We start from the raw sequence: 14,401 nt of genomic DNA on the forward strand, positions 1-14,401 counted from the left end.
GCGTCGAAATTAATTGAAGAATACATTATCCTCACACAAAAAACGATCATTTCTGGCTTGAATGATATAGATACTGGAAAAACAGCCTGAGAAACTAATAAAAACCCTGATTATTTTATATAATAATCAAGGCTTTTTCACGAATATTTCACGAACAATTACTAGAATGTTAGTCTACTTAATATGCTGTTGTGTCACGCAATGAATCATACCACCGTATGCATATAATTTACTTACATTAATACCGACAATTCTCCTCCCTGGAAATTGCCCTTCAATAATTTGTAATGCTAACTTGTCATGTTCATCATCATATACAGGAACTAATACAACTTCGTTTCCGATATAAAAATTCAAATATGAACCTTTACAACCTGCTTCTTTAACATCTTTTCGCGTTAACGGTACTGGAATAAGTTGAAATGGTTTTCCATCCGTATTTCTTGCTTGTTGTAATTCTTGATAATGCTTTTCATGTGCTTCTAAAAGGTATGCTTCACTTTCTCCAAATGGATCGTACTCATAGAGAATTGTATTCTCATTGGTGAAACGTGCTGCACCGTCAATATGAAAATCCGTATCTTCATCATAGTTATCTTCTCCGCGTAAGCCAGTTATCCATATAAAGTTCGTTACGCCTAAATATTTGGTTAACGCACGCTCAATTTCTTCCTGACTAAGCGTCGGGTTGCGGTTCTCATTTATAATAGAAGATTTCGCAGCCATTAACGTACCTTGACCGTTTACTTCTATTCCTCCACCTTCTAGACAAATATCTACGTCCACTTTTGAAATCTTATAATTCTCACTGATTTTATTTGGAACGATGATATCATTTGCATGAGGATATTTATCCCCCCAACCATTGAAAATCCAATGTGTTAATGTTAGATTCCCTTCTTTATCTTTCACAAAAATAGGACCATTATCTCGTATCCACACATCGTCTGCTTCGTGAATCAAGAAATCAATCTTCGTTAAATCTACCTTCTCTTCCTTTAACCTTAATTGAACATATTCTTTTTCTTCATTATCACATACAACAATATGCACATTTTCTCCGTAATGAAGCTCCTTCGCCATTGATACCCAAATGTCATTTAATTTGGCTTTGTATCCTTCGCCTCTATGGGTTTTATCATGAGGCCATTGAAGCCAAGTCCCTTCATGTTCTTCCCATTCTGCCGGCATATGAAACTTAATATTTTCTGTACTTCCCATACATATTTCCCCCTTCTACGACTGTAAGTCCATTCTAGATGTTGACACTATGTCAAGGTCAACCAAAATCTCGAGAAAACAAATAAAAAGGAATGTACTCTGTATCATACAGAACACATTCCTCGCAAGTCTAACTATTTCCCCCTAGAGTAAACTACTTCTCCTTGTAAAATGGTCATTAACACTTTAGCATTCGGAATTTTTTCTTCTTTCATCTCCGTGATATCATCATCTAGGACTACAATATCAGCCGATTTGCCAACTTCAATGGAGCCTGTTATCTTGTCAAGACCTAATGATTTGGCTGGTTTGATTGTATAAGCATCAATAGCTGCATACACATCAGGTAAACCTTTCTCACCAAGGCTTAATGCATTCGAAATCGTAACTAGTGGGTTAAGTTCGTTAACATCCCAGTCACTGCTAAGCGATACATTTGCTCCTGTTTTCCAAACCTTTCCTAACGGCATCATGCGCTTCATTTGATTATTTGAAAAGTATTCGCTTGCCCAGCCTTGATTAGGATCCTCTGCAAAATCATGACCTACTTGGAAATCCGCACTAACGCCTAAAGTAGCAAAGCGCTTAATATCGCTATCTTCCACCATTTCTACGTGAGTAAGTGTATATGGACGAGTCGATCCAGCTTTCTTTGTTGCTTCAATCGCATTCAAACTCTCTCTTACGCCAGCATCCCCAATTGTATGAATAAATGCCCCGTAGCCAATTTTATTAAGCTCTGCTAACCACCATTTCATTTTTTCTTCTGGAATATAGTTCAACCCATACGGATTTCCTGGGAACCACTCAAATTTATATTTATCTAAGGTTTTTGCTGTACTATTAATACTAATTCCATCGCTATACATTTTCACTTGATTAATAAGCATTCGAGACGATAAATCATCATGCTTAATTTTGTTGAAATATTCCAGTTGTTCTGCTTCATTTACGTTCGGATATACCCAGGGACGAAGCACTACGCGCGATGTTAGCTTCCCTTCATCATATACTTTGTCCCAAACGTCTAACCAACCTCGTTTCCAATAGAGACGACCGTCACCAACTGTCGTAATCCCATTCTTTGCAACTTCATCTAAACCATCCAGTAAACCTTCGTAATTTTTCTTAAATAGATCTGGTTGTGCGCTCCATGCTTTTTCCATCACAATATCGCCAGCTGCATCATAAAGAATTCCAAAAGGTTCTCCTGTTTCTGGATCCATAATAATTCTTCCACCTTGTGGATCTTTCGCACCTTTATTCAGTCCAGTTAGCTCAAGTGCTTTCGAGTTAACCCATACAGAGTGTGCGGTTCTTTCCATGATTACAACAGGATTATTTGGGAACATCTCATCCAAGAGTTGCAATGGAGTTTGATCTTCTGATGGTTTGTCCATATCTTTCAATAAATTCTCTAAGCTAAATCCTGTACCGCTAATCCACTCTCCTGCTTTTACACCTTTCTGGCAATCCTTTAAATACGAACGTTGATCTTGTAACGAATCATCTGGTGATACCTCACAGTTCCCCGCTGCTGGTGATTTCGCTTCAAATAAGTGATTATGATTATCTATAAAACCAGGAAGAACAAGATTACCTTTTAAGTCGATGACTTGGGTGCCTTTATTGATAAATTTTTCTACATCTTTGTTGGAACCAACAAATGTAATTTTCCCATCTTTTATTGCTATAGCTTCTACCATATCTTGTTTTTCATTAGACGTATAAATTGTGCCATTCTTAAACACGACATCTTCTGATAATTCATTAACAGGGACTGTACTGTTTTGTTTAGCGCCCCCTACTGTAGGCGTGCATGCTGAAACTACGATCATACTGAAAATCGTAAAAATAGACATTATTGCTTTTAAGGGAAATCTTTTCATGTTTTTTGCTCCTTCTATATAAGTTAAATTGCCCGTGAAGATAGAATAAGCGTTAACATAGTGTCAAGGTCAACTAGTATTATTGTTCTATGTTGATAACCGGAAAACAAATTTGCGTTACATACTCGTCTACTGAGCAATTACATTCAGATCCCTTTATATACACTTCGTACGGCGGAGTATCTACAAGATAGCCATTCTTTTCAATCCATTCTTCTAATGCTATATAACCGTAACCAATAGAATCATAATTCCCGTAGTGTAAAGTCGTAACAACTTGGTGTTTCGCTACCGTCTTCATCTTCCACTCTTGTGATGTACATTCATTGTTTTCATAAATGATTGGAATTATTAATTCAATATCACTTTCGTTAGGAATATACTCTTCATCGTGAAAAATGGCAACTGGAGAACCTATTATTTGAAAGGCATTCTCTTGAACTTTTTTATATAAGGACTCAAAATGAATGTCCATATCATGAATATTCATTTTGAATCGTTGAGTGATTACAGTTGCTTCATTTCTCATTCCACTTAATATATCGTAAGCTCTATGTTGTTTTGGAATTAACTCCGTATTCGTATGTAGTATCTCCGTCATCTCAGAAATAATTTGCAAGTTCTGCTTCACTTCATGCGATAACTCTATAATTTGTGCTTGCATATGCCCGATAAATGTATCTTGATCGGATGAATGAAGAATGAGTTTGATTTTCGGGAGAGGAAATTTATATTCTCTTAGTTTCTTAACCCGTAGTGCCATTTCCAACTGACCTTGTTCGTAATATCTATATCCATTTATAGGGTCTACATATGCTGGTTTCAAAATTTCTTCTTTGTCGTAATGCCTCAACATACGAGTGCTCATTTTACAAATCCGTGAAAATTCAGTAATAGTGTACATATACATACTCCTTAATTAACTATATTTACAACGCTCACCTTCATAACAATGATGAAGGTGAGCAACACTACCTGTATTACTTCCAGTTAAAGAAATCCAAGATAGAAAATTTACTTTGTTTGCTACTCTTTCTTTTAAATTCATGAGGAAGCAAATGGGCAGGACAATACCATGTTAAGCAATTAATTGCTCCCCCCATCGTAGATAACTCTCCTACATGAACTTGAATCACGTGTTTATCCGTATGTTTTTGAATATATCGGAACACTTCTTGATCTGTAGGTAACCCAAACTTAGGTACATAGAGTGTATCGTCTGTTTCTAACATATTTATATATAACCCTTTAGCGGATGCTATCTCTTTGTCATATTGTCCTACTTCCGTATAAGAAGAAGGAACAATGATAAACTTCGCTTCCGGCATTTGCGCTCGAATAATTTCTTGAACACGATGCCTAAATTTCTTGTCTCCTAAAAAATCACTAATAAACATCGTATGTTCATCAATAAACTTAATCATACCGTCCGCATGTCCAAGTACATCTCCTGGTTCGGCAGGAATGATAATGACACGTCTTACATCTAAATCCCATTTCATTTGCTCGATGATTTCTTTTTTTGTCCACTTAAAATTATCATCAAGTACACGATCCGTTACGATAACAGTATCTTTTCTATTCCAAATAAGATTTCCACCATCTAGTATTAGCGGAGACGTCGTATAGTTAAAATGATGTTTATTCAACCATTTATTGAATTGTTGGTGCAAGTATCTACTTTGACTTTTAGGTAAGTAATCTGGTTGATACTTAAATTTAACGAGGTGAGTTGTTGCAACTGGCGCAACATCTCTCAACCAAATATCATCATACTCAAAAGGGTTTGTATCAAAAGAGTATTCATCCACTGCTAAGGCGTTATGGTCATCAGTTAATCCTTTATTCTTATTCAGACTCTCATTAAAGTAAAGAATATCTTGATAAAACGGTCGATAGTAGTTATTTGATTTATTTGGTAATGCAGTGAAAATGATTCCATTGTTTATTTGTTTCATATTATTTCTCTTCCTAACCTCACAGGTCATCAAGTTACATATAAGTCTTCCTCAATTCCCTTATGACTATAGACTTTTTGAAACGTGCACATTTCATGACTGGATTATAGCACGAAGAAATTTTATATATTTATATAAAAAATATAAAGCCGTGGTTAAGCGAAAAATTCACTCTTGACAGGATTAGAAAAAAATTTGGATGAACAGATGCATGTCCCCCATAAATAGCTTAAGAGAGAAATAAATAAAAAACACCTCTTCCTACGATATAAATTCGAAAGAGGTGTTTATTCTGAGTTAGTTTTAAGACTCGAAGTATTCAATAATACCTTCCACAATTCCTTTCTTAGATTTATCTTGAAAGGATGCTGAATTCATTCGTTTTTCATCATCTGCATTCGAAGTAAAACCTAATTCAAGTAATACAGCTGGTACAGTGCTTTCTCTCAATACCATATAATCACTTTCTTTAACTCCACGATCTCGTGTCTTCACATCTTGTTTGAAAATTGCGTTTTGAATACATTCCGCTAATTTCTTATCTGACATCGATTTGTTTTTCCCATAATGAGTTGTTATTCCATGTACAGTCTTATCTTCAAATGCATCATGGTGGATGCTAATGAAAAGATCTGCGTCGTGTCCCTTAGCTAAGTCTATGCGAGCTTGTAATTCTGCTTTTGGATTCGTTCCTCCAAGTAAACTATTATTATCTTCCCTTGTCAAAATTACTTTCGCACCTGTTTTTACTTGTAACTCGTCCCTAATATTTTTGGCTACTTTTAAATTAAGCTCTTTTTCATTTGTCCCATGCACTAATCCTGTCGTCCCTCCATCTCTCCCACCGTGGCCAGGGTCTATCGCAATTGTTTTTCCTTCTAATAATACATCGCTTTTTTTTTCAATGTTATGAGATTCCTTTCTTGGCGATATACTATTTGAATTCTTATTAGATGATATATTCCCGGCATTTCTATCATCAGATGCTTGCCCCTCCAATAGTACTGTACCTACAATAAGCACGAATACGATAACGAATAAAACAGCTACTACTCTTTTCATTTTTCACGCCCCCTATACGATTAGCTAGCAGTTGTATAGGGACTATGTTAATGAAGCACGATAAATATAAAATGCAGATGAAATCGAAATAATTTAAAGAAAACAAAAACGTGTAGAAATAAAATTTCTACACGTTTTTGTTTAAATAGAAGAAAAATAATACGCCGTCTTCTGTATTTGTCACACCATAGTTCACGCCATGCAACTCCAAAATATTTTTTGAAATAGCTAATCCAAGTCCAGTTCCACCTTTAGAGCGTTGTCGAGAGGCATCACCACGGTAGAAACGGTCCCAAATTTTATCTAAATGTTCCTCTAGAATATGTGCTCCTTTATTTTCCACACATACTTTAACTATATGCTCTTCTTCTAAAGTTGAAACAATTACTTTCTCCCCTTCTGGCGTGTATCGAATTGCATTTGTAATGAAATTTGTTATGACTTGCTCAATGCGATTTTGGTTGGCATATACATCGACATTAGCAAACTGCTTATACATACGTAATCTCTTCATTTCTATTTCTAAAGATAGCTGTTCACATACACATCTAATTACTTCATCAATAGAAAACACGTCTTTTTTCATGTGATAGGTTCCGGATTCGAATTTCGCTAATTCAAGCATATCAACGATTAACATATCCATTTTGTCTACTTCTTTTTCCATTGCCTCGAAGTAATAATCTCGTTTATGGCTAGCAACACCATCTTTTAAAATCGACATGCAACTTTTCATAATACTTAAAGGTGTTTTGAGTTCATGTGATACACCAGCAATGAATTCTTTTCGTGTATTTTCTAGCTGTTTTTCTTTTTCGATATCCTCGCGTAATTGGTTAATATGCGAAGATAATGCGCCAGAAAGAGTGTTAATATTATGTGATAAATCTCCAATTTCATCTTTTGAAGTGACGACTATTTCCTCTGAAAAGTCTAAGTTTGCGATTTTCTTTGTTGTATCATTTATTTGTAATAATGGCTTTGCAATCTTTTTTGAATAATAAAAAGAAGCAAGAACGATTAGAATAACTACAAGTATAATTAAATAAATATAATACTCCTTGATCATTTGTACCGCTTCATTAACAGGTTGTAATGACGTCATAGCGAAAATATATGTTGTTGTACCATCGATATCTTTAATAGGTTTGATAAACAGTTTGTATTTTACACCATTCTCCTCATAATTGTAGTCCTCTGTAAACTCTATATTTCTGATTAATTTTGATTGAAAATCTTTTACCCTATCAATAAACAGTTGATTTCTATAAATAAAGTTAGTTGGCACATTTCCCTCAGGTATTTGTACTTTCGTTATTTGTCCAACTAGAACAATCTTATTCCCTTCTTGATATTGCACTTGTGGCTTAACCGCACTTTTCACCATTGGCTCTCCGTTTCGAAATAACTCATCAAACAATGGTCTATTTTCAAAGTTTTTGTTATTGTTACGTATATATAATTCCACTGGAACAATAACTGAACCTTTTATTATCCCCGTAATCGAAACAGCATTTTTTTCTAGGAAATACCCCTCTAATTTCTTTATATCCTCAACATTCACAAAGCTATACAACGGAATTTTAAGAATTTGATTAGAAAATACCGATTCTTCTGAAGAATTAATTCGAACCTCTGTATAAAAATCATCCTTATATTTAATATTCCCTACACTATCTAGCGCTGTAATAAAGGTCGTATGTTCTTGATAAAATTCTTGCTTTAACTGTTGAATTACCTGTGCATTACCTTGCGCTTCTATATATTTTTTTTCAAATGATTGTATATTTGTTTTTATGTTATCCACTTTTTTGTTCGCATAAAACCGTTCAAAAAATACAGTTTGCCCAATATAAATAATTGCTACAATAAGCATACATAATATTGTTGTTAGCACAAATAATTTTAGGACAATTCCTTTCATCATACTTTCCCCTCAAATTTATACCCAGTGCGAACCACTGTTAAAATGCATGTTGATTTCTCTCCTAATTTGTGACGTAAATTTCGGATATGACTATTTACTGTACGGTCATCACCTACAAATTCATATCCCCAAATTTTTGTAATTAATTGCTCTCGTGTAATTACAATTCCTTGATTTTGCATTAAGTATGCTAATATCTCAAACTCTGTATGTGTTAAATTAATCTGCTGCTCCTGTATGGTAACTTTTCTTGACGAAAAATGAATACGAATTCCATTTAAAGCTAACGTTTCCTCTTTCTCTGGTTCACGTACAGCGAGATAACGACTTTCTATTAATCGTTTTGCTCTCGCTAATAAAATGGGTGGGCTATATGGTTTTGTTACATAATCATCAGCACCTAATTCAAAACCAAGTAACGTGTCATCTTCATCCGATCTAGCAGTTAGCATAATAATAGGTACATTAGATGTTTTACGAATTCTTCTACACACTGACCAACCATCTAATTCAGGCAGCATAATATCAAGAATGACTAAATCAATCTCTTTCTCTTCAAAAATAGATAAAGCTTCTTTGCCATCTATTGCTTCCAGGACTTCAAACCCCGCATCTAATAAATAATCCGCCAAAATCTCACGTAATATATCTTCATCTTCTACAAGTAAAATAGTTCTTTGCATACACATTTTCTCCTTATAAAATTATAGAAGTACTATTCTGTACCTTGATTCTAACAAGTATGATTCTGTAGTTATAATTAATCATACACTAACAAAGTAAAGATAAAGTGCAGAAAAAGAAAAATGAACTGTTTTTCCCGATGAAAATCTCCCTCATAAAGTATAGATAAACTCATCATAGCTTTCTATTTCAAGCTATTAATATACTAATACTAACCAAATAATTTCACCTTTATAAAAATCTTATTCGTTCCAACCTATAACTCAGAGCATACTATTAATCTCTTCCTCAGCAATCAGCTATTGATTTTTTTACCTCGTATTGTTAAAAATTATATGAATAAAATTTTTATAGTCGTTGATCTTTCTGGAAATTGAGATGGAAATGTTCTGCATCATTGTATACTCCGAATGCATATCCTCTCTTCTTATAAAAATCAATAATTTCGGGAAGAGCTTGTAATGTTTGTGACTTTTCATGCATCAAAACAACTTCTATATTTTCTGTCGTTTGTTTTTTTATATTTTCGACAATCTGCTTTGGATTACCTTTTAATCTCCAATCATGAGAATCAATGGTCCAATCCCAAACTTTTATTCCAGCTTCTACAATTTGATTACGAATTTCTTCACTTTTCAATCCTGGTGCAGAACCATATGGTGGACGAACTAATTTAGGATTTGTACCTGTAATCTCCTGAATTAGGGTTAACGTTTCTTTCATCTCTGGAACAAATTTCCCTTTGCTATATAGCTTATCACTATTATGTGTCATACTATGTCCCCCAATATAATGCCCCTCTTTTACGGCGTGTTTTACACTTTCTTGAAAACTTGTATTTTGCAAATTGCTTCCCTGCATGAAAAATGTTGCTTTCACCTCTTCTTCTTTCAGCACATCTAAAAACTGATTTGTTAGCGTAGTAGGGCCATCATCAAATGTTAAATAAACGACTTTTCCATCCGGTCTTTTTTTCACTGTTGATGGTACTTCATTTTGCTGCTCCTGTTGCTTATTAATTTGTTTAACACTTTCTGTAACTACTCCTTCCACTGGAATAGAGTTGAACTTCCCCGTTACAAAGAAGATGAAAAAAGTCATTGCTAGACCCATTCCTAGTAATAACATCCCCTTCGTTATTGCACTTTTTTTCTTTTTTTGATACTCTCATTATTTATCTATCCTTCCTCTATTAATTATTCATAAAGCTACATCGTTACTTCATTATTTTAAGATGATGCTTCAATGAATAGCTTAATAGAGCAAGATAAAAATAAAATGCAGATAATATCGAAATAAATCAAAAAACTATTCCTTGGATTTTACTCTTTAGAACACGTATTTGCCGGTAATAACTATGCATACTATTACACTTATTAGAGCTATACAGACAAAAACACTATTCTTCCTAATTGAAACATAGAAAGAATAATGTTTTTTATTTATCTATTTTGTTAGCTAGTAAAATAAGCAATGATGCCATTCACTATACCTTCTTGCGCTTTTTTCTGGAATTCTGCTGAATTCATTCTTCTTTCATCATTCTCATTAGACGTAAATCCTAACTCCATTAAAATAGCTGGCGACGGATTTTCTCTTAAAACAAGGAAATCACTACCCTGAACTCCTCTATCTCGAGTATCTATATTTTCGTTAAAAATAGCCTCTTGGATTATTTTTGCTATCTTTTTATCTTTTCTTTTATTAGCCCCATAATGAGTTGTTATTCCTTTTACATTTGCATCTTCAAAAGCATCATGATGAATACTAATATAAAGATCTGCCGAATGATCTTTAGCCACTTGTACACGTGCTTGTAATTCTTCTTTTTGACTTGTTTCTGGAAGCAAACTAGTATCACTTTCACGTGTTAATATAACTTTTGCATCTGTTCTTTCTTCTAACTCCTTTTTTATGTTTTGTGCCACTTGCAAATTAAGGTCTTTCTCAATCGTTCCAAGCGTCTTCCCTTTTGTTCCTCTATCTCTTCCACCATGTCCGGGATCAATCACAATTGTTTTACCTTTCAAACGTAACTCTTCTTCCGATACATTTTTTTGTCCTTTAACAGTTAAAAATGCACACCCTGTACCTATTATTAATGCTATGCATAAAAATAATATTATTCTTTTTTTCATTTCAATAATCTCCTTATCAGCATTTCATTCACTTCCTACTGAAAATATTAATGAATGCTGATAAAGATAAAATGCAGATAAAATTGACTTTATTTAAAAATAATAGGCTCTGTTAAATTTAAATGTTAATTTTTAAATAGTTAATTAGGTGAACCTTCATTTGTTGAGGTTCACCGTCTTCTTGAACTAACGGGCACCCTTTAGCTTAACAAGTAATACTCAATATCTTTCGATTATTTTGTTCTCTGTTCCATTTAGAATTCTCTTTATATTTTGTCGATGAAGAATGATTATTGATACGCTTATTAGTAGAGAAAGTGCTATGATAACTTTATCTTCAACTATGAGACTGTAAAAGAATAATGCTATACCAGCCAACATTGAACTTAGTGACACATACTTAGTAAATAACAAAGTTAACATAAATACTACAAAACTAACAAAAACACCTAAAGGCGTCAAAAATAAGAAAACTCCAGTTGCTGTCGCAACAGCTTTTCCACCTTTAAAACTGGCAAATACAGAGAATATGTGTCCTAATATGGCTAATAAACCACATACAATAGGGTTAACCGTAGAACTAAGTATTAGTGGAAGTAAACAAGCAAGTGTACCTTTTAATATATCAGCAATTGCAACAATTACTCCTACTTTTATGCCTAAAACTCTATAAGCATTAGTTGCACCAAGATTACCACTACCGTAATCACGAATATCCTTCTTATAAAACATTTTACCGATTACTAAAGCAAATGAGATTGAGCCTATTAAATAACTTAAAATCAGAATTAAAATATTCAAAGTATTATTATCTCCTCACTTAGTTTGTTATTTTAAGTAGTTCTATTTGTTATATATTTTTTCCTGCAATCCTTATTGCGTTAAAGCCCAATAGTTTTATAAGCTCTCCAAGCGTCTGTAACAATAACATTATCAGTTGACAATTTAGTCCCACTCATTGAATCAACCCTAGTTTTCACAACACGTCCCATACACGCTACCTTTGAAACAGTTGATTTAGTTCGGTCTCTTGCGACAAGAACACAGACTTGTTCTTTGCTTATTCCTCTATGCTTGGATTTTCCGCCTCGCTTACGAGGTTTGCGATCAGAAATACCACGCTTACCTTTTTCAGAGTATAGGAAATAAGTCTCGTCAATTTCAACGATACCGTCAAATTTTTCAAAATCCATTTGTTTAAGGGCTGATAATAGCTTGTGTCTCCAATAGAAGAGTGTAACCCAAGTAACTCCTACGATTTCCGCTGATTTTCGCAGGGAATACCCTTTAAACATACATTCAACAAAAGTAATCCATTCATTTCCTTTTCGAGTTCGGAACAAAATTGTATTTGTGGTATCCGTAAACGTTTTACGACAAGCCTTACAGCGATAACGTTGGCGACCATTAGCTTTGCCAAATCTATTAATGTGTTCAGAAGTACAATGAGGGCATTCAAAGCTTTCTTTAAAACGAGCTTCTCGCATTTCATCGATTAGACGATCACCAACAGTTGAGGAAGGTTCAACATAGCGTTTCACCCATTGAAACACTCGTTCTTTATCGGTATGTGATAATTTGTCGATATATTTTAATAAATTGCTAAACGCTTTACTCATCTTTGAACCATCCGCCACGAATATTTTTTCTTAGTAGAACCACTTTTTTAAAGTTATCAATTTTCAACATTATTCTTTAACAGAGCCAAATAATAAAAACGTGCAGAACTAAAATTCTACACGTTTTTATTTAAATAGAAGAAAAATAACACTCCATCTTCCGTATTTAATACACCATATTGTACACCATGCAATTCTAAAATATTCTTTGAAATAGCCAAACCCAGTCCAGTCCCACCTTTAGAGCGTTGGCGAGACGTATCTCCTCTATAAAAACGGTCCCATATTTTCTCTAAATGCTGCGATGCAATATGTGCTCCTTTATTTTCTATACACACTTTCACACGTTCATTTTCTTCTATAGTCGAAATAATAATACGTTCATTCTCTGGTGTATAACGAATCGCATTCGTTATAAAGTTAGTAATAACTTGTTCTATTCGATGTTGATTTGCAACTACCTTAATGTTAGTTAGTTGTTTATGAACACGCAGCTGTTTCTCTCTTATATTTGAATCTAATTGCTCACATATGTACTCGATAACTTCATTAATATAGAAATTATCCATTTCCATTTTATATGTGCCAGACTCGAATTTCGCTAACTCCAGCATATCAATAATAAGCATATCCATTTTGTCTACTTCTTTTGCCATTGCTTTAAAGTAATAATCCTTTTTATTACTAGCAACTCCGTCTTCCAAAATAGAAATACAACTCTTCATAATACTTAAGGGCGTCTTTAGCTCATGTGAAACCCCAGCAATAAATTCTTTACGTGTATTTTCTAATTGCTTTTCTTTCTCGATATCCGCTTGCAATTGATTAATATGCAAATGCAACGTTTTGGAAAGTTTATTGATATTTTGTGATAAGTCACCTATTTCATCTTTTGTAGTAATAGGAATCATCTCTGAAAAATCCAAATCTGCAATTTTTTTTGTACTCTTATTTATTTCTAACAATGGTTTAGAAATTCTTTTGGAGTAATAGAGCGATACCAAAACAATAAGAACTAATACAAATATAATTAAGTATATATAATAATCTTTTATCATCATTACTGCTTCATCAACTGGCTGTAAGGAGGTCATAACAAAAATATAATTTATTTTACCATTTACATCTTTTGTTGGCTTAATCACAATTTTATATTTAATATCATTTTGTTCAAAGTCTATTATTTCTGTAAAAGCTAAATCATTGTATTTTTCATCCAATATTAACTCCACTTGAAATTGCTTTATCTTGTCTATAAACACATGATTTGTATATATAAAATTAAAGCCTTCCGGAAATTGTACTTTCTTAACACTTCCTGCTAAGTATAACTGTGAACTTTTTTTTCGTAAGGGATCTACTGTATCAGGTTTTCCATATAATTTTTCAGATAGGTGTCTATTCTCCAATGCTACTTTATTGTTCTCTAGTGTTAGAATGGCAGGAATTACCGTATCATCTCTTTGCAATCCATCAATAATGATCCGATTTCCTTCTTCTAAATAGAATTTCATCCGCTGTATATCTTCCAAATTAATAAAATTATATAGTGGTATCTGAATTATACGATTAGAAAAAACTTCATTTTGATTAGGATCTAATTGAATTTCTACAGAAAAATCATTTGCATATTTGATATTTCCTACATTATCTAACATAGTAATCCATGCTGTATTCTCTTGGTAGAAATTTTGTTCCAACTCTTTAATTCTCTGCGCGTCACCTTCAGCTTGTACATATTCTTTTTCAAATGATTCCATATTCGTTTGAATATCATCAACTTTTCGATTGGCATAATATTGCTTAAAAAATAGCGTTTGACCAATAAAAATTGTTACTAAAATAAGTGTACATAATGCTGTTGTTAGTAAAAATAATTTTAATACTATTCCTTTTTTCATAC

The 14,401-nt window shown here is 33.4% G+C and carries 11 protein-coding genes and 1 pseudogene; all 12 read right to left on the reverse strand.

The window, feature by feature from the left end; translation table 11 throughout:
* Window positions 1–174 precede the first annotated feature (174 nt).
* Window positions 175–1,221, reverse strand: a complete 1,047-nt coding sequence (locus IEV41_RS04960; protein WP_188387317.1) for an agmatine deiminase family protein — start codon at window positions 1,219–1,221, stop codon at window positions 175–177.
* A 134-nt stretch (window positions 1,222–1,355) separates the two neighbouring features.
* A complete protein-coding gene (locus IEV41_RS04965) occupies window positions 1,356–3,110 on the reverse strand; it encodes an amidohydrolase (protein WP_188387318.1) in 1,755 nt (584 codons plus the stop codon).
* Between the two features lie 79 nt (window positions 3,111–3,189).
* On the reverse strand, window positions 3,190–4,014 hold the full coding sequence (locus tag IEV41_RS04970) for a MerR family transcriptional regulator (RefSeq protein WP_188387319.1): 825 nt from the start codon (window positions 4,012–4,014) through the stop codon (window positions 3,190–3,192).
* A gap of 76 nt (window positions 4,015–4,090) precedes the next feature.
* A complete protein-coding gene (locus IEV41_RS04975; protein ID WP_188387320.1) occupies window positions 4,091–5,068 on the reverse strand; it encodes an agmatine deiminase family protein in 978 nt (325 codons plus the stop codon).
* A gap of 303 nt (window positions 5,069–5,371) precedes the next feature.
* On the reverse strand, window positions 5,372–6,130 hold the full coding sequence (locus IEV41_RS04980; RefSeq protein WP_188387321.1) for an N-acetylmuramoyl-L-alanine amidase family protein: 759 nt from the start codon (window positions 6,128–6,130) through the stop codon (window positions 5,372–5,374).
* Window positions 6,131–6,257: 127 nt separating this feature from the next.
* Window positions 6,258–8,057 carry a HAMP domain-containing sensor histidine kinase gene (locus IEV41_RS04985; RefSeq protein ID WP_188387322.1) on the reverse strand — a complete coding sequence of 600 codons (1,800 nt, stop codon included), beginning with the start codon at window positions 8,055–8,057 and terminating at the stop codon, window positions 6,258–6,260.
* The gene (locus IEV41_RS04990) at window positions 8,054–8,740 is read right to left on the reverse strand and encodes a response regulator transcription factor (RefSeq protein ID WP_188387323.1); all 687 of its coding nucleotides are present in this window, start codon (window positions 8,738–8,740) and stop codon (window positions 8,054–8,056) included. Before IEV41_RS04990 ends, IEV41_RS04985 begins: the two co-directional genes overlap by 4 nt.
* 349 nt (window positions 8,741–9,089) lie before the next feature.
* Window positions 9,090–9,869, reverse strand: coding sequence for a polysaccharide deacetylase family protein (locus IEV41_RS04995; RefSeq protein WP_188387324.1), 780 nt, complete (start codon window positions 9,867–9,869; stop codon window positions 9,090–9,092).
* A 326-nt stretch (window positions 9,870–10,195) separates the two neighbouring features.
* Window positions 10,196–10,879 (reverse strand): N-acetylmuramoyl-L-alanine amidase family protein, encoded by a 684-nt coding sequence (locus IEV41_RS05000; protein ID WP_188387325.1) that lies wholly within the window; start codon window positions 10,877–10,879, stop codon window positions 10,196–10,198.
* A gap of 219 nt (window positions 10,880–11,098) precedes the next feature.
* A complete protein-coding gene (plsY, locus tag IEV41_RS05005; protein ID WP_188387326.1) occupies window positions 11,099–11,680 on the reverse strand; it encodes a glycerol-3-phosphate 1-O-acyltransferase PlsY in 582 nt (193 codons plus the stop codon).
* A 92-nt stretch (window positions 11,681–11,772) separates the two neighbouring features.
* Window positions 11,773–12,498 (reverse strand): annotated as a pseudogene (locus IEV41_RS05010) (IS1595 family transposase); the annotation flags it as partial.
* Between the two features lie 116 nt (window positions 12,499–12,614).
* A complete protein-coding gene (locus IEV41_RS05015; protein WP_188387327.1) occupies window positions 12,615–14,399 on the reverse strand; it encodes a sensor histidine kinase in 1,785 nt (594 codons plus the stop codon).
* Window positions 14,400–14,401: the final 2 nt, after the last annotated feature.

Source organism: Priestia taiwanensis, assembly GCF_014638355.1.
Classification (GTDB): Bacteria; Bacillota; Bacilli; order Bacillales; family Bacillaceae_G; genus Priestia_D; species Priestia_D taiwanensis.

Bases quoted from the DNA above. Each gene is read 5' to 3' on its own strand.
- IEV41_RS04990 (WP_188387323.1), bottom strand. From the start codon at position 8,740: ATGCAAAGAACTATTTTACTTGTAGAAGATGAAGATATATTACGTGAG.
- IEV41_RS04975 (WP_188387320.1), bottom strand. From the start codon at position 5,068: ATGAAACAAATAAACAATGGAATCATTTTCACTGCATTACCAAATAAA.
- IEV41_RS04965 (WP_188387318.1), bottom strand. From the start codon at position 3,110: ATGAAAAGATTTCCCTTAAAAGCAATAATGTCTATTTTTACGATTTTC.
- IEV41_RS04970 (WP_188387319.1), bottom strand. From the start codon at position 4,014: ATGTACACTATTACTGAATTTTCACGGATTTGTAAAATGAGCACTCGT.
- IEV41_RS04995 (WP_188387324.1), bottom strand. From the start codon at position 9,869: ATGTTATTACTAGGAATGGGTCTAGCAATGACTTTTTTCATCTTCTTT.
- IEV41_RS04985 (WP_188387322.1), bottom strand. From the start codon at position 8,057: ATGATGAAAGGAATTGTCCTAAAATTATTTGTGCTAACAACAATATTA.
- IEV41_RS05000 (WP_188387325.1), bottom strand. From the start codon at position 10,879: ATGAAAAAAAGAATAATATTATTTTTATGCATAGCATTAATAATAGGT.
- IEV41_RS05015 (WP_188387327.1), bottom strand. From the start codon at position 14,399: ATGAAAAAAGGAATAGTATTAAAATTATTTTTACTAACAACAGCATTA.
- IEV41_RS04980 (WP_188387321.1), bottom strand. From the start codon at position 6,130: ATGAAAAGAGTAGTAGCTGTTTTATTCGTTATCGTATTCGTGCTTATT.
- IEV41_RS04960 (WP_188387317.1), bottom strand. From the start codon at position 1,221: ATGGGAAGTACAGAAAATATTAAGTTTCATATGCCGGCAGAATGGGAA.